General features: G+C 71.7%; 24 protein-coding genes. 9 read left to right on the top strand and 15 right to left on the bottom strand.

Going from position 1 to position 25,599, the window contains the following annotated elements; genetic code table 11:
- Positions 1–3: 3 nt before the first annotated feature.
- From hpaD to C6C15_RS04705, 4 genes are read right to left on the bottom strand one after another with little or no spacing between them, the layout of a single operon-like run.
- Positions 4–1,170, bottom strand: a complete 1,167-nt coding sequence (gene hpaD / locus C6C15_RS04690) for a 3,4-dihydroxyphenylacetate 2,3-dioxygenase (RefSeq protein ID WP_105949396.1) — start codon at positions 1,168–1,170, stop codon at positions 4–6.
- Positions 1,171–1,200: 30 nt separating this feature from the next.
- A complete protein-coding gene (gene hpaE / locus C6C15_RS04695) occupies positions 1,201–2,700 on the bottom strand; it encodes a 5-carboxymethyl-2-hydroxymuconate semialdehyde dehydrogenase (RefSeq protein ID WP_025103810.1) in 1,500 nt (499 codons plus the stop codon).
- The gene (locus C6C15_RS04700; RefSeq protein WP_105949397.1) at positions 2,697–3,383 is read right to left on the bottom strand and encodes a GntR family transcriptional regulator; all 687 of its coding nucleotides are present in this window, start codon (positions 3,381–3,383) and stop codon (positions 2,697–2,699) included. Before C6C15_RS04700 ends, hpaE begins: the two co-directional genes overlap by 4 nt.
- Complete coding sequence (locus tag C6C15_RS04705) at positions 3,380–4,852, bottom strand: fumarylacetoacetate hydrolase family protein (RefSeq protein WP_105949398.1); 1,473 nt, start codon at positions 4,850–4,852, stop codon at positions 3,380–3,382. The genes C6C15_RS04700 and C6C15_RS04705 overlap by 4 nt, the downstream gene beginning before the upstream one ends.
- A 143-nt stretch (positions 4,853–4,995) precedes the next feature.
- Between C6C15_RS04705 and C6C15_RS04710 the strand changes: the two genes are divergently transcribed.
- On the top strand, positions 4,996–6,375 hold the full coding sequence (locus tag C6C15_RS04710) for an MFS transporter (protein ID WP_105949399.1): 1,380 nt from the start codon (positions 4,996–4,998) through the stop codon (positions 6,373–6,375).
- A gap of 60 nt (positions 6,376–6,435) precedes the next feature.
- On the opposite strand, the gene C6C15_RS04715 is transcribed toward C6C15_RS04710, so the two are convergent.
- Positions 6,436–7,143 carry an IclR family transcriptional regulator gene (locus tag C6C15_RS04715; RefSeq protein ID WP_105949400.1) on the bottom strand — a complete coding sequence of 236 codons (708 nt, stop codon included), beginning with the start codon at positions 7,141–7,143 and terminating at the stop codon, positions 6,436–6,438.
- A 128-nt stretch (positions 7,144–7,271) separates the two neighbouring features.
- Here C6C15_RS04715 and C6C15_RS04720 point away from each other — a divergent pair, with 128 nt between their 5' ends.
- From C6C15_RS04720 to C6C15_RS04745, 6 genes are all read left to right on the top strand, one after another.
- Positions 7,272–9,134, top strand: a complete 1,863-nt coding sequence (locus tag C6C15_RS04720; RefSeq protein WP_105950755.1) for an FAD-dependent monooxygenase — start codon at positions 7,272–7,274, stop codon at positions 9,132–9,134.
- Between the two features lie 80 nt (positions 9,135–9,214).
- Positions 9,215–10,189, top strand: coding sequence for an ABC transporter ATP-binding protein (locus tag C6C15_RS04725; RefSeq protein ID WP_082750169.1), 975 nt, complete (start codon positions 9,215–9,217; stop codon positions 10,187–10,189).
- Position 10,190: 1 nt separating this feature from the next.
- Positions 10,191–10,952, top strand: a complete 762-nt coding sequence (locus tag C6C15_RS04730) for an ABC transporter permease (RefSeq protein ID WP_105949401.1) — start codon at positions 10,191–10,193, stop codon at positions 10,950–10,952.
- A gap of 29 nt (positions 10,953–10,981) precedes the next feature.
- Positions 10,982–12,109 (top strand): sensor histidine kinase, encoded by a 1,128-nt coding sequence (locus tag C6C15_RS04735; RefSeq protein ID WP_105949402.1) that lies wholly within the window; start codon positions 10,982–10,984, stop codon positions 12,107–12,109.
- Positions 12,110–12,120: 11 nt separating this feature from the next.
- Positions 12,121–12,732: a response regulator transcription factor gene (locus C6C15_RS04740; protein WP_083371087.1), complete on the top strand. Its 612-nt coding sequence runs from the start codon at positions 12,121–12,123 to the stop codon at positions 12,730–12,732.
- A gap of 76 nt (positions 12,733–12,808) precedes the next feature.
- Positions 12,809–13,189 carry a VOC family protein gene (locus tag C6C15_RS04745; protein WP_025103820.1) on the top strand — a complete coding sequence of 127 codons (381 nt, stop codon included), beginning with the start codon at positions 12,809–12,811 and terminating at the stop codon, positions 13,187–13,189.
- A 144-nt stretch (positions 13,190–13,333) separates the two neighbouring features.
- Here the strand turns inward: C6C15_RS04745 and C6C15_RS04750 are convergent, their stop codons facing one another.
- Together C6C15_RS04750 and C6C15_RS04755 are read right to left on the bottom strand one after the other, a co-directional pair.
- Positions 13,334–14,182 carry a PhzF family phenazine biosynthesis protein gene (locus C6C15_RS04750; RefSeq protein WP_105949403.1) on the bottom strand — a complete coding sequence of 283 codons (849 nt, stop codon included), beginning with the start codon at positions 14,180–14,182 and terminating at the stop codon, positions 13,334–13,336.
- A 25-nt stretch (positions 14,183–14,207) separates the two neighbouring features.
- Positions 14,208–15,935, bottom strand: coding sequence for a thiamine pyrophosphate-binding protein (locus C6C15_RS04755; RefSeq protein ID WP_105949404.1), 1,728 nt, complete (start codon positions 15,933–15,935; stop codon positions 14,208–14,210).
- Between the two features lie 160 nt (positions 15,936–16,095).
- On the opposite strand from C6C15_RS04755, the gene C6C15_RS04760 reads away from it, so the two are divergent.
- Positions 16,096–16,605, top strand: a complete 510-nt coding sequence (locus C6C15_RS04760) for a phosphoribosyltransferase (RefSeq protein WP_060923485.1) — start codon at positions 16,096–16,098, stop codon at positions 16,603–16,605.
- Here C6C15_RS04760 and C6C15_RS04765 read toward each other — a convergent pair whose 3' ends face one another.
- The 8 genes from C6C15_RS04765 to C6C15_RS04800 all read right to left on the bottom strand — a co-directional run bounded on the left by C6C15_RS04765 (position 16,606) and on the right by C6C15_RS04800 (position 23,379).
- Positions 16,606–18,144, bottom strand: a complete 1,539-nt coding sequence (locus tag C6C15_RS04765) for an ATP-dependent DNA ligase (protein ID WP_105949405.1) — start codon at positions 18,142–18,144, stop codon at positions 16,606–16,608.
- Between the two features lie 67 nt (positions 18,145–18,211).
- Positions 18,212–18,982, bottom strand: coding sequence for an enoyl-CoA hydratase/isomerase family protein (locus C6C15_RS04770; RefSeq protein WP_105949406.1), 771 nt, complete (start codon positions 18,980–18,982; stop codon positions 18,212–18,214).
- 9 nt (positions 18,983–18,991) lie between these two features.
- Positions 18,992–20,155, bottom strand: a complete 1,164-nt coding sequence (gene paaE, locus C6C15_RS04775; protein ID WP_105949407.1) for a 1,2-phenylacetyl-CoA epoxidase subunit PaaE — start codon at positions 20,153–20,155, stop codon at positions 18,992–18,994.
- A complete protein-coding gene (gene paaD / locus C6C15_RS04780; protein WP_060923481.1) occupies positions 20,155–20,658 on the bottom strand; it encodes a 1,2-phenylacetyl-CoA epoxidase subunit PaaD in 504 nt (167 codons plus the stop codon). Before paaD ends, paaE begins: the two co-directional genes overlap by 1 nt.
- Positions 20,652–21,434: a 1,2-phenylacetyl-CoA epoxidase subunit PaaC gene (gene paaC / locus C6C15_RS04785; RefSeq protein WP_105950756.1), complete on the bottom strand. Its 783-nt coding sequence runs from the start codon at positions 21,432–21,434 to the stop codon at positions 20,652–20,654. Before paaC ends, paaD begins: the two co-directional genes overlap by 7 nt.
- Positions 21,435–21,556: 122 nt before the next feature.
- A complete protein-coding gene (gene paaB / locus C6C15_RS04790; RefSeq protein ID WP_025103829.1) occupies positions 21,557–21,886 on the bottom strand; it encodes a 1,2-phenylacetyl-CoA epoxidase subunit PaaB in 330 nt (109 codons plus the stop codon).
- Positions 21,886–22,872: a 1,2-phenylacetyl-CoA epoxidase subunit PaaA gene (gene paaA / locus C6C15_RS04795; protein WP_060923571.1), complete on the bottom strand. Its 987-nt coding sequence runs from the start codon at positions 22,870–22,872 to the stop codon at positions 21,886–21,888. Before paaA ends, paaB begins: the two co-directional genes overlap by 1 nt.
- An 87-nt stretch (positions 22,873–22,959) precedes the next feature.
- The gene (locus C6C15_RS04800) at positions 22,960–23,379 is read right to left on the bottom strand and encodes a pilus assembly protein CpaE (RefSeq protein WP_105949408.1); all 420 of its coding nucleotides are present in this window, start codon (positions 23,377–23,379) and stop codon (positions 22,960–22,962) included.
- Between the two features lie 89 nt (positions 23,380–23,468).
- Between C6C15_RS04800 and C6C15_RS04805 the strand changes: the two genes are divergently transcribed.
- Positions 23,469–25,595, top strand: coding sequence for a RecQ family ATP-dependent DNA helicase (locus tag C6C15_RS04805; protein ID WP_105949409.1), 2,127 nt, complete (start codon positions 23,469–23,471; stop codon positions 25,593–25,595).
- Positions 25,596–25,599: the final 4 nt, after the last annotated feature.

Below are 25,599 nucleotides of genomic sequence, written 5' to 3' on the forward strand. Positions count from 1 at the left end.
CTCCTAGAGCTGGTGGCCGAGCTTGTACTCGCCCTGCTTGTACTCCGGCATCGACTTTTCGCCCTCATCCGCGCGGGTGTAGGAGAAACCGTCGGCGCCGATCGTCACGGCCATCTCGCTGGAGTCCGTGCGGGCGACGACGGGCTGCGGGTTGCCGTCGAGGTCGAGCACGAGCGAGGCATCGGTATACCAGGAGGGCACCACCGGGGTGCCCCACCAGTCGCGGCGCTGGTTGTCGTGCACGTCCCAGGTGACGACCGGGTTGTCCGGGTCGCCCGTGTAGTAGTCCTGCGTGTAGATCTCGACGCGGTGGCCGTCCGGGTCGCGCAGGTAGAGGTAGAACGCGTTGGAGACGCCGTGCCGGCCGGGGCCGCGCTCGATGGCGTCGGAGCGGCGCAGCGCCCCGAGCTTGTCGCAGATCGCGAGGATGTTGTGCTTCTCGTGCGTCGCGAAGGCGACGTGGTGCATGCGCGGACCGTCGCCGCCCGTCGCCGCGGTGTCGTGCACGGTGGGCTTGCGGCGCATCCACGCGGCGTACACGGTGCCCTCGTCGTCCTGGATGTCCTCCGTCACGCGAAAGCCGAGGTCCTGGTAGTGGCGCACCGCGCGCGGCACGTCGGGGGTGACCTGGTTGAAGTGGTCGAGGCGCACGAGCTCGCCGGGGGTGTGCAGGTCGTACCGCCACGACAGGCGCTCCACGTGCTCGGTGGCGTAGAAGAACTCGTACGGGAAGCCGAGCGGGTCGACGACGCGCACGGAGTCGCCGATGCCCTTCACGAAGCCGTTCTCCTGACGACGGACGTCGCAGCCGAGCTCCGTGTAGAACTCCACGGCGCGGTCGAGGTCCTCCGCGGCGCGCACCCGGTACGAGAACGCGGCGACCGCGGCGATCGGCCCCTGACGCAGCACGAGGTTGTGGTGGATGAACTCCTCGGTCGAGCGCAGGTAGATCGCCTCGTCGTCCTCCTCGGTCACGTACAGGCCCAGGATGTCGACGTAGAACTGCCGCGAGGCGGCCAGATCGGTCACGACGAGCTCCATGTACGCGCAGCGCAGGATGTCCGGCGGCGTGCTCCGGGGCGTCGCGACGGGGTTGTCGCTCTGGATCGGGGCCTCCTGGCTCACGTAGTAGCCGGAGGAGGTGAGGGTCTTGGCGGTCTTGTCGGTCATGTCAGCGTCCTTGCTTGTGTCCGGCGGGCGTCAGTTCTTGCCGAACGTCGGGTTGTGCGGGGTCGAGGCGAGCGTGATGTGCACGCTCTGCTGGTCGGTGTAGAAGTCGATGGAGCGGTAGCCGCCCTCGTGGCCCAGGCCCGACGCCTTCACGCCGCCGAACGGCGTGCGGAGGTCACGGACGTTGTTGCTGTTCAGCCACACCATGCCGGCCTCGACGGACTGCGCGAACGTGTGGGCGCGCTTGAGGTCGTTCGTCCAGATGTAGGCGGCGAGGCCGTACTTCGTGTTGTTCGCGAGCGCCAGCGCCTCCTCGTCGGAGTCGAACGGGGTGATCGCGACGACCGGGCCGAAGATCTCCTCCTGGAAGATGCGGGCGTCGGGGGCGACGTCGGCGAACACTGTCGGGGCGACGAAGTTCCCCTCCTCGAAGCCCTCGGGACGACCGCCACCGGCGACCAGGCGGCCCTCGGTCTTGCCGATCTCGACGTAGGACATCACCTTGTCGTAGTGCTCGGGGTGCACGAGCGCGCCGACCTCGGTCTCGGGGTCGTGCGGGTAGCCGACCTTGACGCGCTGCGCCTGCGCGGCATAGCGCTCCACGAACTCGTCGTAGATCGAGCGCTCCACGATGATGCGGGACCCGGCGGTGCAGCGCTCGCCGTTGAGGGAGAAGACGCCGAAGATGGTGGCGTCGACGGCGGCCTCCAGGTCGGCGTCTGCGAAGACCACGGCGGGCGACTTGCCGCCGAGCTCCATTGACAGGCCCTTGAGGAACGGCGCGGCGTTGCCGAAGATGATCTGCCCCGTGCGGCTCTCGCCGGTGAAGGAGATGAGCGGCACGTCAGGGTGCTTCACCAGCGCGTCGCCGGCGTCTTCGCCGAGGCCGTTGACGAGGTTGAAGACGCCCTGCGGGAGCCCCGCCTCCTCGAAGATGCCCGCCCACAGCGAGGCGGAGAGGGGCGTGAACTCGGCCGGCTTGAGGACGACCGTGTTGCCGGTCGCGAGCGCGGGGCCGAGCTTCCAGGACTCGAGCATGAACGGCGTGTTCCACGGGGTGATGAGCCCGGCGACGCCGATCGGCTTGCGGTTGACGTAGTTCATCTGCTTGCCCGGCACCTTGAAGGCGTCGTCGGCCTGGGCGACGATCAGGTCGGCGAAGAAGCGGAAGTTCTCGGCGGCGCGGCGGGCCTGACCGAGGGCCTGCGTGATCGGCAGGCCGGAGTCGTAGGACTCCAGCTCCGCGAGGCGGGCGTCGCGCGACTCGACGATGTCGGCGATCCTGTGCAGCACGCGCGAGCGCTCGCGGGGGAGCATGCGCGGCCAGGGACCTTCGTCGAAGGCGCGCTTGGCCGCGGCGACGGCCCGCTCGATGTCGGCCTTCTTGCCGGCGGCGGCCGTCGTGTAGGTCTGGTTCGTCACCGGGTCGAGCACGTCGAACGTGTCGCCGTCGATCGAGTCGACGAAGGCGCCGTCGATGTAGTGCTGGATGTGGTCGGGCAGGTCGGCGGGGATGCGGGAGTCGGTCATGATGCTTCTCCTTCGGCGGGGACGGAACGGGTGTGCAGGGCGTCGAGGAACGCGTCCCTCGTGCGCCACCGGTGGTTGCGGGCGGCGAGCTCGATCTCCAGCGGCTCGGCGCCGTCGCGGATCAGCTCGAGGATCTGGGCGTGCTCGTCGACCGAGTGGTGGGCGCGGCCGGGCACGTAGGCGAAGGTCGAGTCGCGGATGCCGGACAGCCGGGCCCAGCCGCGGTGCACGAGGTCGAGCAGGTGCGGGTTGGGGCACGGCTCGAACAGCACGGAGTGGAACTGCCGGTTGAGCTCGGTGAACGTGTGCGGGTCGAAATGGTCGAGCAGGCGGCTCATGCGCTCGTTGACCTCCGCGGCCTGCGCGAGCGCGTCGGCGTCGAGCAGGGGAGCGGAGAGCGCGGTGGCCGCCCCTTCGACGAGTCCGAGTGTCTGCATGGTGTGCGCGTATTCGCCCTCGTCCACGAGGGTCACGCGGGCGCCGACGTTGCGCTCGAAGGTCACGAGCCCCTCGGCCTCCAGGCGGCGGATCGCCTCGCGCACCGGGACCACGCTCATCCCCAGCTCCTCGGCGATCGGACCGAGGACCAGGCGGTAGCCGGGACCGTAGGTGTGCGCCGAGATGCGCGCGCGGATCCAGGCGTACGCCTGCTCCGACTTGCTGGCGCTCTCGACCGTGCTCACTTCCGCTCCGCTCCGGTGCCTGTCGCCTGCTCGTAGCGGGCGCGCCACTCGGCGTTCATCGGGAAGAGGCCGTCGACCGGGTGCCCGGCGGCGACCTGCTCGGCGATCCAGGCGTCCTCGATCTCCTGGGCCACGGCGTCGGCGGCGACCTCGGCGGCGAGAGCCGGGGGGACCACGATCACGCCGTCGCTGTCGCCGACGATGATGTCGCCGGGCTGCACGGTGGCACCGCCGCACGAGATCGTCACATCGACGTCCCACGGCACGTGCTTGCGGCCGAGCACGGAGGGGTGCGCGCCCTGCGAGAAGACCGGGAGTCCGATCTCGGCGACCGCCTGGAAGTCGCGCACACCGCCGTCGGTGACCACGCCCGCCGCGCCGCGGGTCTGCGCGCGCAGGGCGAGGATGTCGCCGAGCGTGCCGGTGGTCGCGTCGCCGCGGGCCTCGATGACGATGATCTCGCCTTCGGCGACCGCGTCGAACGCGCGCTTCTGGGCGTTGTACCCACCGCCGTGGGTGCGGAAGAGGTCTTCGCGGAACGGCACGAAGCGGAGGGTCTTCGCGGTGCCGACGATCTTCGTGCCCGGGAGGTTGGCGGAGACCCCGTCGATGAAGCAGGAGTGGTGTCCGCGCTTGCGCAGCTGTGCCGAGAGGCCGGCGGTGGGGGCTTCGAGGAGCTGCGCGCGGAGCTCCGGGGTGAGCGTGGGCGCCGTGTCCTCGACGGGCAGGCCGGCGAGCTCGCGGGAGCCCCAGGCCTCGGAGCGCTGGAGGTCGTCGACCGCGGGGAGCGAGCCGAGGTCGCCGTCGAAGGGGACATCCCCCTGCGTGACGGTCGTGACCAGACGGCCGGACGTGGGGGCGCCGGGGGTGTCCGGGGCGTCGACCTCGATCTCGACCACGTCGCCGGGGACGATGACCGACGAGCCCGCGGGGGTGCCGGTCAGGATCACGTCGCCGGTCTCCAGCGTGAAGTGCTGGGAGAGGTCGGCGACGAGCTGGGCCAGCGGGAAGATGAGCCCGGCGGTGGTGTCGTCCTGGCGGAGCTCGCCGTTCACCCAGGCGCGCACGCGGAGGGCCGCCGGGTCGACCGTGCGGGCGTCGATCAGCTCCGGACCGAGCGGGGTGTACCCGTCGCCGCCCTTGGAGCGGACGTTGGAGCCCTTGTCGTTGGCGCGCAGATCGTAGAGACCGAGGTCGTTCGCGGCGGTCACCCACTGCACGTGATCCCAGGCGTCGGCGAGGGCGACCCGGCGGGCCGGGGCGCCGATGATCAGCGCGATCTCCCCCTCGAACGCGAGCAGCTCGGTGCCGGCGGGGCGCTCGACGGTGCCGCCGGAGACCCCGACCGAACTGGCCGGCTTGAAGAAATAGGAGGGGTGGGCGGGGCGTCGACCGCGCTGGTCGGCCCGCGAGGCGTAGCTCAGGTGGATCGCGATGATCTTCCCCGGGCGGGCGATGGTGTCCGTCACGGATGCGCCTCCTCGCGCTCGTCAGGACGCGTTGTGCGTCGTATCCGAAATCATATATCATCGTCTCACCCCTCGGCAAGCAGATCGGATTCACGTCCGGGCGCGCCGTGACAACGCGGTCACAAGCACAAAGGAGACACCCCATGAGCGGGCAGTCACAGGGTGGGTTCACGCCCACCGGAACCATCGCGACGCCGGCCGACCGGCGTCGTGTCGTCTTCGCCACCGTCGTCGGGACCACCGTCGAGTGGTACGACTTCTTCATCTACGCCACGGCGGTCGGGCTCGTCTTCGGACAGCTCTTCTTCGCGCCGCTCGGCGCCAACAGCGCTCTCGTCGGCTTCGCCACGGTCGGTGTGAGCTTCCTCTTCCGGCCCCTCGGCGCGTTCCTCGCCGGCCACTACGGCGACAAGCTCGGCCGCAAGGCCGTGCTGATGTGGACGCTGATCCTCATGGGGGCTGCGACCGCCCTGATCGGTCTGCTCCCCACCTACGAGACCATCGGCGTGATGGCGCCGATCCTCCTCGTGCTGCTGCGCATCGTGCAGGGCATCTCGGCCGGCGGCGAGTGGGGCGGCGCGGTGCTGATGGCCGTCGAGCACGCCCCGCGCAAGAAGCGCGGCATCTTCGGCGCCTCCCCGCAGATCGGCGTGCCGCTCGGCCTGCTGCTGGCGTCGGGCGTCATGGCGCTGATGACCGCGATCGCTCCGGGGGACCAGTTCCTCGCCTGGGGTTGGCGTGTACCGTTCCTGCTGAGCGTCGTGCTGATCCTCGTGGGCTACTACGTCCGCCGTCGCGTGGAGGAGAGCCCGGTGTTCGCCGAGCTCGCCGAGCGCAAGGAGAAGGCGAAGATGCCGATCGTGCAGCTCTTCCGCAAGCACCTGCTGCTCGTCATCATCGCCGCCCTCGTCTTCGCCGGGAACAACGCGGTGGGCTACATGACCACCGGCGGCTACATCCAGGGCTATGCCACGAACCCCGAGGGGCCCATCGGCCTCGAGCGCGGGCCCGTGCTGTGGGCGGTCACCGGATCGGCCGTCACCTGGCTGCTCACCACGCTGCTGGCAGGCTGGGTGTCCGACCGCATCGGCCGTCGCACGACCTACCTCATCGGCTGGGTGCTCCAGCTCGTCGGCGTGTTCACGCTGTTCCCGCTCGTCAACACGGGTGACGTGGGGCTGCTGTTCGCGGGTCTCGCGATCCTCACGATCGGCCTGGGCTTCACCTACGGGCCGCAGGCGGCGCTGTACACCGAGCTGTTCCCCGCGAGCATCCGGTTCTCCGGTGTCTCCATCTCGTACGCGATCGGCGCGATCGCCGGTGGCGCCTTCGCGCCCGCGATCGCGACGTTCATCGTCGATCAGACAGGCTCCACCGAGGCGGTCACCTGGTACCTCGCGGGCATGACCCTCCTCGGCCTCGTCGCCACGCTCCTGCTGCGCGACCGCTCGGGCATCCCGCTCGGTCCGGACCATGAGGAGGAGCAGTCGGTCAGCCCGATCCGCGGGCTCGCGAAGGTCTGACCCCCCCTGCCACGAGAGCGCACGTCCCGTCCCGGGGCGTGCGCTCTCGGGCGTTCCGGCTCAGCCGTCGAGGGCTTCGCGGATGAGGGCGGCGGAACGCTGGAGTCGCGCGGCGATCTCCCCGTCGTCCAGGTCGGTGGCCACGTGCACGACCGCGATCGCGGCGGGACGCTGGCCGCGCAGACGCAGCGGGACGGCGACGGACTGCACCGTGGGGATGACCTCGTCGTGACTGGTCGCGTACCCGCGTGCGGCGGCGGTGTCGACGTCGGCGCGCAGGGCGGGGGAGATGCCGACGGGCACCTCCGCGCCGTCGAGCTGCGCGAGGATCGCCTTCCCGGGGGCGCCGACCGTGACGGAGTGCCGGGCGCCGGGCCGCTGCGCGACGCTGGCGACGGCGTGCCGCGGCTCGACGCTGGCGAGGGTGATGCACTCGGCCCCGTCGAGGACGGCGAGGAAGCAGGTCATGCCGAGCTCGTTCGCGATGGCGGTGAGCTCCGGCAGGGCCTCGGCCTGGAGGTCGTGGGCGACGCCGGCGGCGAGGGCGGCCATGCGGGCGCCGAGGCTCACGGCGCCGCTCGCGTCGCGGGTGACGAGACCGTGATCCTCGAGGGTGCGGAGGAGGCGGTAGGCGATGGACCGGTGCACCTCGAGGCGTCCGGCGATGTCGTCGATGGTGAGGGCGGCGCGGGCGTCGGCGAGCACCTCGAGGATGCGGATGCCGCGGCTCAATGTCTGAGAGGCGGGGGCGACGGGGCGCTCGGGCATGGCTCTCCTTGCGGTGCGCGAGGCACCGGTCTAGGCTGTGTTCAATAGTAGAACACTGTGTTCGAATATAGAACACGGTGTTCCTGGACGCAACACCCGACGAAGACGTCCGGAAGGAATCGACGACGATGCAGTTCCACCACCACGGCTATGTGTCCGGAGACCCGCGCGTGCAGGACGCCGCCGGCACCGGGATCGACCGCCCCGCCGCCCTGCCCGACGAGGTCGACGTCCTCATCGTCGGCTCCGGGCCCGCGGGCATGCTGCTCGCGGCACAGATGTCGCAGTACCCCGACATCACGACCCGCATCATCGAGAAGCGCGAGGGTCGCCTCGTCCTCGGACAGGCCGACGGCATCCAGCCCCGCAGCGTGGAGACCTTCCAGGCCTTCGGCTTCGCCGAGCGCATCATCGCCGAGGCCTACAACATCGGCTGGATGAACTTCTGGGGCCCCGACCCCGAGCACCCCGATCGGATCGTGCGGACCACCCGCACCGCCGACTACGCCTACGACATCTGCGAGTTCCCGCACCTCATCGTCAACCAGGCCCGCGTGCTCGACTACTTCGCCGAAGCGGCGGCCGACGGCCCCGGACGGATCGTGCCGGACTACGGCGTCGAATTCCTCGGGCTCACCGTGCACGAGGAGGGCGAGTACCCGGTCGAGGTGCGCGTCCGCCATGTCGGCGAGGCCGACGAACGCGCCATCCGGGCGAAGTACGTGGTGGGCTGCGACGGCGCCAGGAGCGGCGTGCGTCAGGCGATCGGACGCACGCACGTCGGCGCGAGCGCCGCGCACGCCTGGGGCGTCATGGACGTGCTCGTCAACACCGACTTCCCGGACTGGCGCACCAAGTGCGCGATCAACTCGAAGGCCGGCAACATCCTGCACATCCCGCGGGAGGGCGGCTACCTCAGCCGCATGTACATCGACCTCGGCGAGGTCGCGGCGGACGACGACCACCGCGTGCGGCAGACGCCCATCGAGGAGATCATCCGGCGCGCCAACGCGATCCTCCACCCCTACACGCTCGATGTGAAGCAGGTGGCCTGGCACAGCGTCTACGAGGTCGGCCACCGCGTGACCGACGGCTTCGACGACGTGGACCCCGGCGCCGACCGCAGCCCGCGCGTCTTCCTCACCGGCGACGCCTGCCACACCCACAGCGCCAAGGCCGGCCAGGGCATGAACGTGTCGATGCAGGACGGGTTCAACCTCGGCTGGAAGCTCGGTTCCGTGCTGAGCGGCCGTGCGCCCGAGGCGCTGCTCGCCACGTACGGCGCCGAGCGTCGTCCCGTCGCGCAGCAGCTCATCGACTTCGACCGCGAGTGGTCCAGCCTCATGGCGCGCAAGCCCGAGGAGATCTCCGACCCGAACGAGCTGGCCACATACTACCTGGCGACGGCCGAGTTCCCGTCCGGGTTCATGACCCAGTACACGTCCTCCATGATCACCGGCACCGACGCCCACCAGGCGCTCGCGGTCGGGTACCCGCTGGGCAAGCGCTTCAAGTCGGCGGAGGTCGTCCGGGTCGGGGACGGCAACGTCGTCCACCTCGGACACCACGCGAAGGCCGACGGCCGGTGGCGGGTCTACGCGTTCGGCGACCGGACCGGCGAGGCGCTCGCCGCGTGGGCGGAGGAGGCGGCGCCCGTGTTCGCACGGTTCACCCCGGCTGACGCCGACGCCGACGCCGTGTTCGACGTGAAGGCCGTGTACCAGCAGCCCTTCGAGGAGGTCGAGGTCACGACGACGCCCGAGCTCTTCCAGCCGAAGACCGGCCCGCTCGGACTCACCGACTGGGAGAAGGTCTACGCCGCGGGCCCGAGCAAGTGGTGCGGAACGGACATCTTCGAGGCGCGGGAGCTGTCCCGCGACGGCGTCGTGATCGTCGTGCGCCCGGACCAGTACGTCGCCGCGATCCTCCCGCTCGACGGCGTGGACGAGCTGGCGGGCTTCCTGGACGGGGCGCTGCTTCCCGTGCGCTGAACCTCGGCATGACACGTGTCATGCCGAGGAGATGACACCGCCCTCCGGACGGCCGCCCGCTCCGGCGCGAGGCTGGAGGCATGAACGAGACATCCGTGCAGGAGGCGGCACCGCGCGTCGCGTCGTCCTCCGCGTCCCCCGCCGTCGATGACAGACCCGTGGCGCTGGAGCTGATCGACGTGCGCAAGCACTTCGGCAGCGGCGAGCGCCGCGTGCCGGCCGTCGACGGTGTCGACCTCTCCGTCCGGCGCGGCGAGGTGGTCGCCCTGCTCGGCCCCAACGGCGCGGGCAAGACCACCACGCTCGACATGCTCCTCGGGCTCACCGCCCCCAGCAGCGGGACCGTGCGCGTGCTCGGGGCGGCTCCGGAACGGGCCACCGCGAACGGGGCCATCGGGGCCGTGCTGCAGACCGGGGGCCTGCTCGGCGACCTCACCGTCGGCGAGACCGTGCGGCTGATCGCCTCGCTGTACGGGCGGGAAGCCCTCGCACGCGTGCCGGAGGTGATGCGCCGTGCCGACCTCGCCGGTCTCGCGCGCCGCCGGGTGTCCAAGTGCTCGGGCGGCGAGCAGCAGCGCGTGAAGTTCGCGCTCGCGATGATCTCCGATCCCGACATCCTCGTGCTCGACGAGCCGACCGCCGGCATGGACGTCACCGCGCGGCGCCACTTCTGGGACGTGATGCGCGCCGACGCGGACGCCGGGCGCACGATCGTGTTCGCCACGCACTATCTGGAGGAGGCGGAGCAGTTCGCCCGCCGCACGGTGGTCATGCATCGGGGCACCGTCGTCGCGGACGCGCCCACCGCCCTGCTCCGTGCGAGCCTCGGTGAGCGCACGGTCTCCGCCACCGTGCCCGCCGTGTCGGACGCGCTGGTCGCGGCCTTGACCGCCGCGGAGGGCGTGACGGGCGTGCGCATCGACGGGGACCGCCTCAGCCTCCGCGCCACCGACTCCGACGCCGCCGCCCGCCTGCTGCTCGACGGGGGAGCGCATGACCTGGAGATCGCCGCCGCCACGCTCGAGACCGCCTTCACCGCCCTCACGGAGGACTGACATGACCACGACAGTCTCGCCCACCATGCTGCGCATCGAGGGGCTGCGCCAACTGCGCAACCCCTACACGCTCGCCTTCACCCTCGCCATGCCCGTGGCCATGTACCTGCTCTTCGGTGCGGGCATGGGGTACGGCACGCTCTCCGCCGGCAACGGCAACGTCTCCTTCTACGTGATGGTCTCGATGGCGGCATACGGCACCGCGGTGGCGATGAGCTCGCTCACCTCGCTCGCGGCCACCGAGGCCAAGCAGGGGTGGGGAAGGCAGCTCGCGATGACGCCGCTGACGACCACCGGCTACGCCCTGACGAAGCTGCTCACCGCCGTGTCGTTCGCGGCGCTCGCCCTCGTCGCGGTGTTCGTCGCCGGGCTGCTCACCGGCGCGGAGGCGGAGGGCGCCTGGCGCTGGGTCGTGACCGCCGCCCTCATCCTCGGCATCGGCCTCATGTTCGGCCTCTACGGGCTCGGGGTCGGCCTGTTCTTCGGCTCCGACTCCGCCGCCGCGCTCGCGTCCATCTCGATGACTTTCTTCGCCTTCTTCGGCAACGTGTTCATGCCGCTCGACGGCGTCATGCTCGACATCGCCCGGTTCACCCCGTTGTACGGCTTCGTCGCCCTGAGCCGGTGGCCGCTCACGGAGGGCGTGCTGACGACGGGGCAGACGGATGAGCTGTGGATGCTGCTCCTCAACGTCGCGGTCTGGCTCGTCGTCTTCGCGGTGCTGGTGACGATGGGCGTGCGGCGCTCGCGGTCACGGCGGTGAGCGCCCCGGCACGACAGTAGGTTGGACGGATGACGATGCAGGAGGGCCGGGAGGCGGACGTCCGATCCGGGACGGGCAAGGACCCCTGGGCACGGTTCGGCTGGCTGATGGCCGTCGTCTGGCTCGTGTTCCTGATCTACCCGGTCCTCGCGCTGCTCGCCTCCGCCGCTCCGCCGGCGTGGGTCGTCACGGGATGGGTGGCGCTGATCGCGTTCATCGTCCTCTATGTGACGGGGTTCCTGCACGGCATGCGCGGCGGAGGTGGCCTCGGTCGCACCCCCTCGCGGCGGCAGTGGATCACGTTCGCCGCGCTCATCGCCTGCGCGCTCGTCACGATCCCGGCCGTGGGCGGGTCGGCGCTGAGCTTCCTGCCGTTCATCATGTCGTTCGCCTCGTACGGACTGACCCGTGCCTGGCACTGGATCACGACCATCGCCGCGCTCGTGGTGGCGGCCGGCTGCGTCTTCCTCATCCCCGACAACCTCTCCTACCTGTCCGTCCTCGCGATCGTCACCCTCCTCGGCGTCGTGAACACGGTCTCGACCTGGCTCATCGTGCGCTCGGCGGAGGCGGAGCAGCTGGGCAGGGAGCTGGCGACCAGCGAGGGGCGGGAAGCCGTGGCGCGCGACGTGCACGACCTCATCGGCCACTCGCTGACGGTCGTCGGACTCAAGGCACAGCTCGTGCGGCGGCTGATGGACTCCGACCCGGAGCGCGCCAAGGCCGAGCTCGCCGACATCGAACGTCTGACCGCGGAGGCCATCGCGGGAGTGCGGCAGACCGTCGCGGGTGCGCGGGCGACGACCCTCGTCGAGCAGCTCGCGTCGACCGAGGATTCGCTGCGCGCCGCGGACATCGCGCTCGTCGTGGACGGGACCCCGGACGCCCTCTCGCCGGTCCAGGCGATCACGGCGAGCTGGATCCTCCGCGAGGCGACGACCAACACGTTGCGGCACTCCGGTGCCGCGGCCGTCCGTGTGCGCATCGCTCCGGGCGTGCTCACCGTGGAGGACGACGGTGTCGGGCTCGCGTCCGCGACCGGGCATCGCGAGGGCAACGGCATCCGGGGGATGCGGGAGCGCGCGGCGGCGGCCGGCGCCGGGTTCACCATGCGGCCCGGCGAGGTGGCGGGCACGCGGGTGGAGGTGACGTGGTGACGGCGGCCCCGATGGTTCCGATCCGGCTGCTCATCGCCGACGACCAGGCTCTCGTGCGCGGGGCGCTCGGGGCCCTGCTCGACCTGGAGCCGGATCTCGAGGTGCAGGGCCTGGCGGCGGACGGCGCGGAGGCGCTGCGCCTGGCGGAGGACCTGCAGCCGGACGTGTGTCTGATGGACATCCAGATGCCGGGCGTGGACGGCGTCGAGGCGACGAAACAGATCCGCGCGGCCAGTCCGCAGACGCGCGTGCTCGTGGTGACCACGTTCGCGCGACCCGGATACCTGCGCGCGGCACTCGACGCCGGGGCGAGCGGGTTCGTGGTGAAGGACACCCCGGCCGAGGAACTCGCCGCGGCCGTACGCCGCGTGCACGCCGGACTCCGGGTGCTCGATCCGAAACTCGCCGAGGAGAGCCTGTTCGAGGGAGCCAACCCGCTGAGCGACCGGGAGCGGCAGGTGCTGCGGCTGGCCGCCGATGGACGATCCGCAGCGGCCATCGCGGCGGAGGTGTTCCTATCGGCGGGCACCGTGCGCAACCACCTCTCCGCCGCGATCGGCAAGACCGGTGCCGAGAACCGGGCGCAGGCGGTGCGGATCGCGTCCGACAAGGGCTGGCTCTGACTCCTCTGGCGGGTGTCGGAGGCCGCGCGTACTGTGAGGGCCGTCGGGTGACGGAGCCCGACAGGAGGAGTGCGTGATGGACTGGAAGATCGAGCTCATCTTCGTCCCGGTCAGCGATGTCGACCGGGCGAAGGACTTCTACGTGAAGATCGGTTTCCACGCCGACCATGATCAGGTGCCGTACGAGGGGCTGCGCTTCGTGCAGATGACCCCGCCGGGATCGGCCTGCTCGATCGCCTTCGGCACGGGGCTGACCAGCGGCTTGGAGCCGGGGCAGCAGAACACCATCCAGGTGGTCGTCCCCGACGCCGACGAAGCTCTCGCGCACCTGCGCGGCCTCGGCGTGGAGGCGGAGGGTGTGGACGAGCAGGACTGGGGCCGTTTCGTGCGTTTCGACGACCCGGACGGCAACACCTGGACCCTGCAGGAGCTCCCGGACTACAGCGCCCAGGGCTGACGGGTCCGGGTCCGGGGCTGGGGCTGGGGGTCGTGTGCGGTCATGGATGCACGACCGGGTGACGGATGCACGACCGAGGGTCCGGATCGGTCGAGCATCCGTCCCGAGGTGGTGCGGGCGGTCCGGGATCAGGGAGCCCGGAGGTCAGGGGAGGCGGGTGGCTCCGCCGGAGACGACGAGGCCGCCGGAGGACGGGATCGCGACGCGGAGTTCGCTCGGGCGACCGACGTGGGCGCCCTGATGGATGCGGACGGTGTCGCCGGGATAGCCCTGGGCGCGGAGATAGGCGCCGACGGAAGCGGCCGCGGACCCTGTCGCCGGATCCTCCGTGATGCGCCCCACGGGGAAGAGGTTGCGGGCCTGGATCTCGGCCGGATCGTCGGCGTGCAGCACCGTCACCGTGCCGTGCCACCCCTGTGCGCGCATGAGGGCCGCCACGTCGGCGGGGGAGAAGCGGAACTGGTGGAAGAGCTCCCGGTCGGCGACGAAGACGATCGGATGCCAGTTGCCCGCGAACGCCTCGCGGACCGGGAAGCGCGGGTCGACATCGCCCGGCTCCATCCCCAGCAGAGCGAGGAGGCGGTCACGCACGACGGGGTCGAGGTCGCGCACCTCCGGATCGACGCTCGTGAACGACACCGTGACCCGGCCGTCGGCGTCCGCGAAGGACTCCATGGACACGTCTCCGGCCGCGGTCTCGAACACGACCGCCCCCGGACCCTGCCGCTCGGCGAGGGCCACCGCGGTCGCGACCGTCGCATGCCCGCAGAACGGCACCTCCGCAGCCGGCGACCAGTAGCGCACGCGGAAGCGGGCGCCGTCCGCCGCGGCCTCCTGTACGAACGCGGTCTCGGAGTAGCCGACCTCGGCCGCGATCCGCTGCATGTCCGCCTCATCGAGCCCGTCGGCGTCGAAGACGACCCCCGCGGGGTTGCCGCCGTCCGGCGTCGCGGCGAAGGCGCTGTAGCGCAGGACCTCGGGAGCATCCGTCATTCCGGGAGCCTATCGGCCCGCGCGGTCAGGAGTTCACGCGGATGATCTCCTGCTGGTACGGCGCGATCACGTCGCCGGAGATCCGGAGGTCGAGGACGAGGAAGCGCCGGGTCGCCGGGTCCTCCTCGGCCCAGGTGGAAAGACGCTCCAGGTCGTCGAGCGTCCGCACGACGACGCCCTCCGCACCGACCGCGGCCCCGAACGCGGCGAAGTCGACCTCGGGGATGCGCATCGGTCCCTCGGCCAGGCCCTTCAGTCCGTAGAGGTTGACCTCGGCGCCGTACGCGGCATCGTTCCAGACCACGGCCATGCCGCGTCCGCCCGCTGCCCGCACGGCCGATTCGAGGTCGGCGATCGCCATGAGCCCGCCGCCGTCGCCGGAGGTGAGCACGATGGTCGCGTCACGACGGGCGAGGGCGGCGCCGACCACGCTGGGCCAGCCCTGTCCGATCGACTGGAACGCGGTGCCGATCATCATCATCCGGTCGGGCGCGGCGACCGGCCAGTACATGTTCGCCCAGCCGATGAAGTGCCCGCCGTCCGAGACCACGACGCGGTCTTCGGGGAGGAGGTCGGCGATCCGGCGCGCGGCGGAACGCGGGTCGAGGCGGCCGTCCGGCGCGAGCTCGTCTCCGGGCTCGTACGCGCGGGCCGCGGCGACGTCGACCGTCTCCCTCCAGGGTCGGGCGGGCACAACTGCGGAGTCCGCGCCCGACACGCCGCCGGAGCCGGGGGCGGCCTCGGCGAGTCCGACGGCATCTCCGAAGTCGTGCCCGGAGGAGAGGCGGGCGACGAGGGCCTCGGCGGCGAGGCGGGCGTCGGCGCGCACGAAGCCGCCGACGTGGGCGTGCGTCGCGGCCGGAGTGGTGTCGATCTGGTACACCCGGGTGCCCGGGGCGAACAGCTCGCCGAAGCGCATCGTGAACTGGTTGAGGCTCGCGCCGAAGACCACCGCGACGTCGGCGGTCCGCACGAGCTCCATCGCCCCCTCGGCGCCGAAGCCGCCCGTCACGCCGAGGTCGTACCGGGCGTCCGGGAAGATGCCGCGGCCGAGGGCAGAGGAGGCGGTGAGGGCCCCGGTCTGCGCGGCGAGGGCGCCGAGAGCCTCGCCCGCGCCGGCCAGCCACGCTCCGCGCCCGGCGAGGAGGAACGGGCGCTCGGCGTCGCGCAGGGCGGCGGCGATCTCATCCAGCATGCCCTCGGCGAAGTCCCCGCGCGGGGCGAGCGGCGCGGGGAGCCGGGGAGCCGGGGCCGCCGGCACCGCACCGGCCTCGAGGGCGGCCACGTCGTAGGGGATGGCGAGCACGACGGGCACGCGATAGGTGAGGGCGTGCTCGACGGCGATGACGGTGGTCGCGGCGGCATCGGTCCGCCCGACGGTGTAGGTGCGCGCGCCCACCGCCGAGGCCAGAGCGATCTGGTCCACGTCCCACGGCCGCGGCCCCGATGTGGGCTCGTCACCGACGACGAGGACGAGCGGCACGTGCGCCTGCACGGCCTCGGCCAGCGCCGTGATCGTGTTCGTGAAGCCGGCGCCGTAGGTGGAGGTGCCCGCGGCGATGCGGCCGGAGGCGCGGAAGTGCGCGTCGGCGGCGACGACCGCGCCCTGCTCGTGACGGACGGCGGTGAAGGTGGCGTCGGTCTGCGTCTCGAGGGCGTCGAGGAAGTAGGCGTTGCCGTTGCCCATGACGCCGAAGACGGCATCGACGTGCTGGGCGAGGGTGAGGGCGACGTGCGCGGAGACGGAGGGCATGGAGAAGCCTTTCGAGACAGGGACGGAGAAGGGGGATCCGTATGTGTCTCGCCCTCGCGGCGATGCGAGGTGCTTCGTGCCTCTTTTTCAGGCACCGGCGGGGCCGGACCTGCTCAGTCTAGCGGCGGCTCGGACGGAGCGGATGCGCGAGAATGGACCGATGACGGATGCATCGATCGAGCGCGAGACGCTCACGTGGGACGGCTTCGGCGCGGCGACGCGCGATCTGGCGCGGAACATCATCGCGACGGGCTTCGAGCCGGAGGTCGTGGTGGCGATCGCGCGCGGCGGCCTGCTCCCGGCCGGCGCCATCGCGTACGGACTCGGCGTGAAGAACTGCGGCGCCATCAACGTCGAGTTCTACACCGGCATCGGCACCGTGCTGGACGCCCCGGAGGTGCTGCCGCCCGAACTCGACATGGCCTACCTCGACGGTCGCCGCGTCCTGCTCGTGGACGATGTCGCCGACTCCGGTCGCACGCTGGCGCTCGCGGTGCAGCTGCTGCAGGAGAAGGGCGCCGACGTCCGCTCGGTCACGATCTACACGAAGCCCTCGACGATCATCCAGCCGGACTTCGCGTGGAAGGACACCGACCTCTGGATCGACTTCCCCTGGTCGTTCCGCGGCACGGTGCGTCAGGAGGACGAGGGACTCCCGCCCACGGCCTGATCAGGAGTCGTCCGCCGCACCGCGCCGCAGCGCCAGGAGGGTCTGGATCGTGTCGGCCTCCGCAGCGCTCTTGTCCGGACGGTAGCCCTTGACCCGGGCGAACCGGAGGGCGAGGCCGCCGGGGTAGCGCGGGGACCGCTGCACACCGTCGATCGCGATCTCGACCACGAGCTCCGGCCGGAGGAAAACCGTCGACGCGGAGCGACGGGTCTCGTGCGCCGGGAACTCGTCGGTCTGCCACTGCAGCAGCGCGTCGGTGAGGCCCTTGAACGTCTTCCCCACCATCACGAACCCGCCGGGGTCGCCGAAGTCGCCGTCCGGATCCCGGGCACCGAGGTGCAGGTTCGACAGCCAGCCGCGCCGTCGCCCCGACCCCCACTCGGCGCCGAGCACGACGAGGTCGAACGTGAGGACCGGCTTCACCTTCACCCAGGACTTGCCGCGACGGCCGGCGGCGTACGGCGCATCCACGGCCTTCACGAGCACGCCTTCATGACCGGCCGCCAGGGCTTCGCGGGACAGGCGCTCGGCCTCCTCCGCGCTGTCGGTCACGATGCCGGGCATACGCCACTCGCCGGCGATCTCGGCCAGGACCTCCTGACGCACCGACAGTGGCTCGTCCAGTAGGTCGTGGCCGTCCACGTGCAGGACGTCGAAGAACCAGGGTCGCAGGGCGAGCTCGCGCGCGGCATCCGCGCCGAACCGGGACATCGTCTCCTGGAACGGCCGGGGACCGCCGTCCTCGTCGAGCGCCAGGGTCTCGCCGTCGAGGATGACCTCCTGCGCGGGAAGACCGCGGACGACCTCGACGATCTCGGGCAGCCGGTGGGTGACGTCTGCGAGGCTCCGTGTGTAGATGCCGACCTCATCGCCGCGGCGGTGCACCTGGATCCGCGCGCCGTCGAGCTTGTACTCGACCGAGGCGCGTCCGGTGATCTCCAGGGCGGCCGTGGGCGTCGGCGCCGTGGCCGCGAGCATGGGGAGCACGGGGCGTCCCACCCGGAGCCCGACCTCGTCGAGCGCTCCTTCGGCACCGGTGAGCGCGAGCAGCGCCGTCTCACCGAGGTCGCCGGAGAGCATGGCGGCCCGTCGCACCGTGGCAGGCGGGGCCTCGGCGGCGCGGGCGATCGCGTCGAGGAGCACGCCGCTCAACGCGCCGGTGCGGAGCTCCCCGAGCATCGCCCTGGTCAGGAAGTCCCATTCGGGAGCGGTGGCCCGGGCGGCGAGGTCGTGCAGCAGCTCGCTGCGCACGCCGGCCGAACCGGAGCCCGAGGTGTGCGCCAGTGTGTCGAAGACATGGTCGACCTCCGCGATGGTCAGGGTCGAGGTCGCGCTGTGCTCGATCGCGAGATTCGTCAGCCCCCGCCAGCCCACGCCGAGGCGTCCCTGGCGCGGCGCGGCGAGGAGCAGGCCCACGAGAGGTGCGATGTCGTCGGCGTCGGCCCGGCGGAGCAGCGCCGCGATCGCCTCGATCTTGGCCAGGCGAGACGAGGTCGCGGCGACCTGGTCGGTGGTGGTGACGAGCTCCGAGAGCAGCATGCGGGCATCCTCCCACCGGGGTCGGACACCGCACGAGACGGTTGACAGCGACGACAGGGCCGTGACGTCAGCGCCCGCTGAACTCCGGCTTCCGCTTCTCCTGGAACGCGGCGAAGCCCTCGCGGTAGTCCTCGGTGTCGCACAGGGCGGCCTGCGCCGCGTTCTCGACGTCAATGGACTCCCACAGGGTGAGGCGTTCGTCGCGGATGCGGGCGACGAGCTCCTTGCTCGCCCGGAAGGCGGCCGTGGCGCCGTGGGCGGCCTTCCCCGCAGCGGCCGTCGTGGCGGCGAGCACCTCGTCGTCCGGGAACACCTGGGAGAAGAGCCCCGAGCGCACGGCTTCCGTGCCGCTCATGAGCCGGCCCGTGTAGATGAGGTCGAGGGTCTTGTGCGCGCCGAGCCGGTCGAGGAACAGCGCGTGCCCGCCGGAGTCGAGGGTCGCCCCGAGGGCGGCGAACGGCGAGCCGATCTTCGCCGATTCCGCGACGTAGACGACATCCGTCGCGATGAGCAGCCCGAGGCCCACGCCGAGACAGGCGCCGTGGGCGACGGCGAAGGTCGGCGCCGGGAAGCGGGACATCCGCTGCAGCAGCGGTGTCACCCGCCCGCCGAGGTAGCCGAGCACGTCGTCGTCGCGCGGATCGACGGCGGAGATGTCCCGCCCGGCGCAGAATGCCCGCCCTTCACCGCGGAGCAGCAGCGCCCGCACCCCGGCGGCCTCGGCCTCCCGGTACGCGGCGTCGAGCTCCGCGAGGGCGGCCTCGTCCAGGGCATTGAGCTTCGCGGGGGCGTCGAGCACCACGGTGGCGACGTCGTCGGCGATGGCGAGATCGATCATCAGGACTCCTCAGACGTCGTAGTCCACGACCACGCGGTCGCTGGTGGGATGGGACTGGCAGGTGAGCACGTAGCCGCGCTCCAGCTCGTCGGGCTCCAGGGCGTAGTTCTCGGTCATCGTGACGCTGCCCTCGAGCACGCGCGCGCGGCAGGTGCCGCAGACGCCGCCCGCGCACGCGAACGGCGCGTCCGGCCGCACCCGCAGCGCGGCGTTCAGCACCGACTCGCGCGCCGCGACCGGGCTCTCCACCGTGGACGAGACGCCGTCGAGGTTCACCTCGATCCGCACCGTCTTCTCGCCCGAGCGCACTGTGACCGGCCGAGCGGCCCGCACCGGCTCGTCGCCGGTCGTGAACAGCTCGAAGCGCACGTGTTCGCGGGGCACGCCCACGTCGGCCAGCACCTCCCGGCAGAGGTCGACGAGCGCGAGCGGTCCGCACAGGAACCACTCGTCCACGTCGGCCGGGTCGATCAGCGCGTCGAGGATCGTCCGCAGCTTGGGCTCGTCGATGCGGCCGGAGAGCACCGGCGCGGTCCGCTGCTCGCGGGACAGCACGTGGTGCAGCGTGAGCCTCGTCGGGTAGCGGTCCTTGAGGTCGGCGAGGTCCTCCAGGAACATCACGTCCAGCGTCGACCGGTTCGTGTAGAGGAGCGTGAACCGCGAGGTCTGCGAGCGGGAGAGCACGGTGTGCGCGAGAGCCATCAGCGGGGTGATCCCGGAGCCGGCCGCGATGCCGACGACGTGCTTCTCGTCCAGATCGTCGAGACCGGAGGTGAACGTGCCCTGGGGGCTCATGACGTCGATGCGGAAGCCCGGGCGCAGGCCGGTCTGGGCCCACGTGGAGAACATCCCGCCCTCGTCGCGCTTCACGGCGACGCTCAGGCGGGTGGGCGCCCCGTCGGTGCGATGCTCGGGCGCCCGGCACAGCGAGTAGGAGCGCCGCACCTCCACGCCGTCCAGCGTCGTGCGCAGCGCCACGTACTGCCCGGGGAGGTGGTCGTAGTCGTCGGCGAGCTCCGCGGGCACCGTGAAGGTCACCTCGACGGCGTCCTCGGTGAGCGGACGGACGTCCTCGACCTCGAGCGTGTGGAACCGGGCACGGCTCCGCGCCCGGGAGGCGGAGGCGGGAGAGGACGCCGGCGTCGTCGTCGGGGCCGGGGAGAACAGCGACATCAGTGCACCTTGAAGTGATCGAAGGGTTCCAGGCATGCCCGGCACTCGTACAGCGCCTTGCACGAGGTCGACCCGAAGCGGGAGACCTCCCTGGTGTCGAGCGAGCCGCATCGGGGGCAGCGCACGCTCAGGGCGAGCCGGATCGGACCAGCGGGTACGGCCGCGCGGCCGCTGGGCGGCGCGATCCCGTACGCGCGGAGCTTCTGCTTCCCGGCGTCACTCATCCAGTCGGTGGTCCACGCGGGGGAGAGCACGAGCCGCACCTCGACGTCCGCGAAGCCGGCGGCCGTGAGCGCGAGGACCACGTCGTCGCGGATCGTGTCCATGGCCGGGCACCCGCTGTAGGTCGGCGTGATGTCGACGATCACGCGCTCGCCGCGGAGCTCGACCGCCCGCAGCACGCCGAGGTCCTCGATCGTGAGCACCGGCACCTCCGGGTCCGGCACGGCGGCGGCGATCCGCCACGCCTCGGCCGTCGTGTCGGCGGTGGTCCGGCTCACCATGACGCCCCCGGGTGTCGTCGCGCCAGGACCTGCATCTCGGCGAGGAGGTGGCCGAAGGGGGTCGCGTGCGCGCCGTTCCGGCCGCCCGCCGACGACGCCGAGACCTCCGGAACCGCGAGCCCGGCCTCGGCGAACACGGTGGCGATGACCGCGTCGAACGGGGCCCGGAGGCTCGACGGCCGCACGGCGACGTCGCCGAGTCGATCGATCAGCGGCTCGTCGCGGAACAGCTCGTCGACGTACGGCCACACGTCCGTGAGGGCACGGATCATCCGCCGCCGGGACTCCTCCGTGCCGCCCGCCAGGCGCAGCACCCACTGCACGGCGTGGTCACGGTGGTAGTCGACCTCCTTCAGCGCCTTCTCCGCGATCGCGGCGAACGTGGGCTCGGTGCTCGCGCGGAGGGCGGCGTAGAGCTCCACCAGGTAGACCGAGGCGACGAGCTGGCGCGCGATGGTCTGCGCGAAGTCGCCGTTCGGCTGCTCCACGATCCAGGCGCTGCGGAACTCCGGCTCGTCGCGGAAGTACGCGAGGTCGTCCTCGGAACGGCCGTCCCACGTGCCTGCGAAGTGCAGGAAGGAGCGCGCGTGTCCGAGGAGGTCGAGGGCGATGTTGCCGAGCGCCACGTCCTCCTCGAGCTCGGGGGCCCGGGAGATCCAGGCGCCGAGCTGCTGCGACAGGATGAGGGCGTCGTCGCCGAGCCACAGGGCGTACTCGGCGATGTCGGCGCTCGCCGCGGTCGTGCCCGCGCCGGCGAGCTCTTCGCTGAGCCGCAGCTCGTCGACGGAGACGTCGCCATGCGCCTCCCCGTGGACGGCGCCGGCTCCCTGAGCGGAGCCGGGGGCCTGAGCGGAGCCGGGGGCCTGAGCGGAGCTGGGGCCCTGAGCCTGTCGAAGGGTCACAGGTGCGGCACCCCCTCGGAGGCGGTGTAGTACACCGCGTGCCGGTAGTTCTTGCCGGCGGGACTCTCGAAGTACGCCCCCTTGGCATCGGGGTCGCTCGTGGTGATCGCCTCGGCGGGGACCGCCCAGATCGACACGCCCTCGCCCCGGCGGGTGTAGAGGTCGCGCGCGTTGCGGATGGCCATGTCGGCGTCGGGGGCGTGCAGCGAGCCGACGTGCACGTGGCTCAGCCCGCGGTTCGCCCGCACGAAGATCTCCCACAGGGGCCAGACCTCGCGGCCCTGGGTCCCTGAGCTCGTCGAAGGGTCGGCCCCGGGGGTCGCCATCACGCCACCGCCCCTTCAGGGGTCAGGCGGGAACGCTGCTTGCGGGCGTACTCCGCGGCGGCCTCCCGCACCCACGCGCCCTCGTCGTGCGCCGTGCGGCGGCGCTCCAGACGCTCGGCGTTGCAGGGGCCGTTGCCGCGCAGCACCTGGAAGAACTCGTCCCAGTCGATCTCGCCCATCTCGTAGCGACCGGTCTCCTCGTCGAACCGCAGGTCCGGGTCGGGGAGGGTGACGCCGAGGATCTCGGCCTGGGGCACGAGCATGCCGACGAACCGCTGACGCAGCTCGTCGTTGGAGAAGCGCTTGATCTTCCACGCCATCGACTGGGCGGAGTTGGGGGACTGGTCGTCGGGCGGCCCGAACATCGCCAGGCTCGGCCAGTACCAGCGGTCCACCGCGTCCTGCGCCATCTGCCGCTGCTCGTCGGTGCCGCGCATGAGCGAGAGCAGGATCTCGAACCCCTGGCGCTGGTGGAACGACTCCTCCTTGCAGATGCGCACCATCGCGCGCCCGTAGGGGCCGTAGGAGGCGCGGCACAGCGGCACCTGGTTGCAGATCGCGGCGCCGTCGACGAGCCAGCCGATCGCGCCCATGTCGGCCCAGGTCGGGGTGGGGTAGTTGAAGATCGACGAGTACTTCGCCTTGCCGGAGATGAGCTGGTCCATCATCTCGTCGCGGGTGATGCCGAGGGTCTGCGCGGCGGAGTAGAGGTAGAGGCCGTGCCCGGCCTCGTCCTGCACCTTCGCCATGAGGATCGCCTTGCGCTTGAGGCTCGGCGCGCGGGTGATCCAGTTGCCCTCGGGCTGCATGCCGATGATCTCGGAGTGCGCGTGCTGGGAGATCTGCCGGATGAGCGTCTTGCGATAGGCCTCGGGCATCCAGTCGCGCGGCTCGATGCGCTGCTCGTTCGCGATCAGCTCGTCGAACAGGCGTTCCTCGTCGGAGGTCTCGCCGTCCACGAGGGACAGGTCTGCGGGACTGGTCATCGTCGACTCCTCGGGCTCCGGTCCTTCTTTACTGACCGATCGTTAGGTAATTCTGACACACCCGACGGCCCGATTCAACAGGGCGTGTCAACGGGAGCGCGAGATCAGTGCCAGCAGCGCGCGGCCGTAAGCCTCCGCCGGATCCGGGTGCTCGAAACGCAGGGGAGCACCGGCGAGCTCGATCTCGACGCGGAACGTGTCAGGGAGGCGGGTGAGGGTGCGGAACGTCCCGCGGAGGAGGTCGCGCAGCTGGTCCTCGCGCGGCAGCCACACCGCATCGGCGAGGGTCACGGCGTCGAGCGCCCACTCCGTCGTGCCGTTGAAGGCGAGGTCCGTGCCGGACGGCGTCTGCCTCGCCTCGATGGTCATCGCGCTCACCGTGAAGACGTCGGCCTCCGCCTCCAGCTCCACCTCGTCGGGCAGATCGAGCTGGAACCGGTCACCCTCCGCGGGCTTCCAGGTCAGACCGGCATCGCGGAGCGCGACGGCGAGTTCGCGGGTGATCATTCCTCCACGCTACGGCCTTCCCACCGGTCATCCACCGAGAGCGGGCGGCGGTCGGAGTCCTGTCCGAGGTCTGCGGCAGAGTGGAGGGCATGACCTCTCCGACCGCCGTCCCCCTCCGCGAGGCCGCCCGCGCCGCCCTCGGCGAACTCGTCGGTCGTCCCGACGTCGACTTCCACGACGGCCAGTTCGAGGCGATCGAGGCACTGGTGGAGGGGCGTCGCCGCGCGCTCGTGGTGCAGCGCACCGGGTGGGGGAAGTCGGCGGTGTACTTCGTCGCGACCCTGCTCCGCCGCCGGCAGGGAGCCGGCCCCACCGTGCTCGTCTCCCCGCTGCTGGCGCTCATGCGCGACCAGATCGCCGCGGCCGAGCGTGCGGGCGTGCGCGCCGTGGCGATCAACTCGACGAACGCCCACGAGTGGGCAGAGGTGCAGGAGCGGCTCGCCGGAGACGACGTCGACGTGCTGCTCGTCTCGCCGGAGCGGCTGAACAACCCGGCCTTCCGAGAGGAGCAGCTGCCCGCGCTGGTGGCGCGGCTCGGCATGCTCGTCGTCGACGAGGCGCACTGCATCAGCGACTGGGGGCACGACTTCCGCCCGGACTACCGCCGACTGCGCGACCTCATCGCGCAGATGCCCGCCTATGTGCCGGTGCTGGCGACGACCGCGACGGCGAACTCCCGCGTGGTGGCAGACGTGGCCGAGCAGCTCGGGGCGCTGCCTGGCGGTGCGGGCGAAGCGGAGACGGTGCCCGTGCTCACGATCCGCGGGCCCCTCGCCCGCACCTCGCTGCGGCTCGGGGTGCTCCGCCTCAAGGACTCGGCGAGCCGCCTGGCCTGGCTGCTCAGCCACCTCGACGACCTCCCCGGCAGCGGAATCATCTACACGCTGACGGTGGCGGCGGCGGTCGACACCGCGCGGTTCCTGCGCGATCACGGCCATGACGTGCGCGCCTACACGGGGCAGACCGACGCCGAGGAGCGTGCGGAGTCGGAGGGCATGCTCAAGCGCAACGAGGTGAAGGCCCTCGTCGCGACCAGCGCCCTCGGCATGGGGTTCGACAAGCCGGACCTCGGATTCGTCGTGCACCTCGGAGCCCCGTCCTCGCCCGTCGCGTACTACCAGCAGGTGGGACGAGCGGGGCGTGCCAGCGAGAGCGCCGACGTGCTCCTGCTCCCCGGTGTCGAAGACCGTGAGATCTGGCACTACTTCGCGACCGCGTCGATGCCGGATCGGGAGCGTGCCGAACGGGTGATCGCGGCGCTCGGCGACAGCCCGATCTCGACGCCGGCGCTGGAGGCCCTCGTCGACATCCGCCGCACGCCCCTCGAGCTGCTGCTGAAGGTGCTCGACGTGGATGGTGCCGTGCGTCGCGTGCAGGGTGGGTGGGTCGCGACGGGACAGCCGTGGACGTACGACGCCGAACGCTACGAGCGCATCGCCGCCGAGCGGGTCGCGGAGCAGGAGCACATGCTGGAGTACGAGCGCACGGACGGCTGTCGCATGGCCTTCCTGCAACGGGCTCTCGACGACGACACCGCGGCCCCCTGCGGCCGGTGCGACAACTGTGCGGGCGTGTGGTTCCCGGCGGAGGTCGCGCAGACGGCGAGCGTGCAGGCGGCGGCCTCCCTCGACCGGGTCGGCGTGCCGGTCGAGCCGCGTCGCGCGTGGCCGACAGGGGCCGACCGCCTCGATGTGCCGGTGCGCGGCCGCATCCCCGCGGGGGAGCAGGCCGATGAGGGGCGTGCCCTCGCCCGGCTCACCGACCTCGGGTGGGGTGGCACGCTGCGCGAGATCTTCGCCGCGGGTGCCGCGGACGCGCCGATCAGCCCGGCGCTGCTGCAGGCCTGCGTGCGCGTGCTCGCCGGGTGGGACTGGGCGGAGCGACCGGTGGCCGTGGTCGCGATGCCGTCGCGGTCGCATCCGCAGCTCGTCGACTCCCTCGCCCGCGGGCTGTCCGAGATCGGGCGGCTGCCGTACCTCGGCGCGCTGGAGTGGCGCGGCGGAGGGCCGTCGGGGCAGGCGGGCGGGAACAGCGTGTTCCGGCTCGCGGGGGTGTGGGACCGGTTCGACGCGGCGCAGCTCGAGGTGCCCGCCGGTCCGGTGCTGCTCGTCGACGACCTCATCGACAGTCGCTGGACCCTGACGGTCGCGGCGCGCGCGGTGCGGCAGGCCGGGGCCACGGCCGTGCTGCCGTTCGCGCTCGGCCTGCGCGGCTGACCGC

The sequence above is a fragment of the Microbacterium sp. str. 'China' genome, assembly GCF_002993305.1.
Taxonomy (GTDB): domain Bacteria; phylum Actinomycetota; class Actinomycetes; order Actinomycetales; family Microbacteriaceae; genus Microbacterium; species Microbacterium paraoxydans.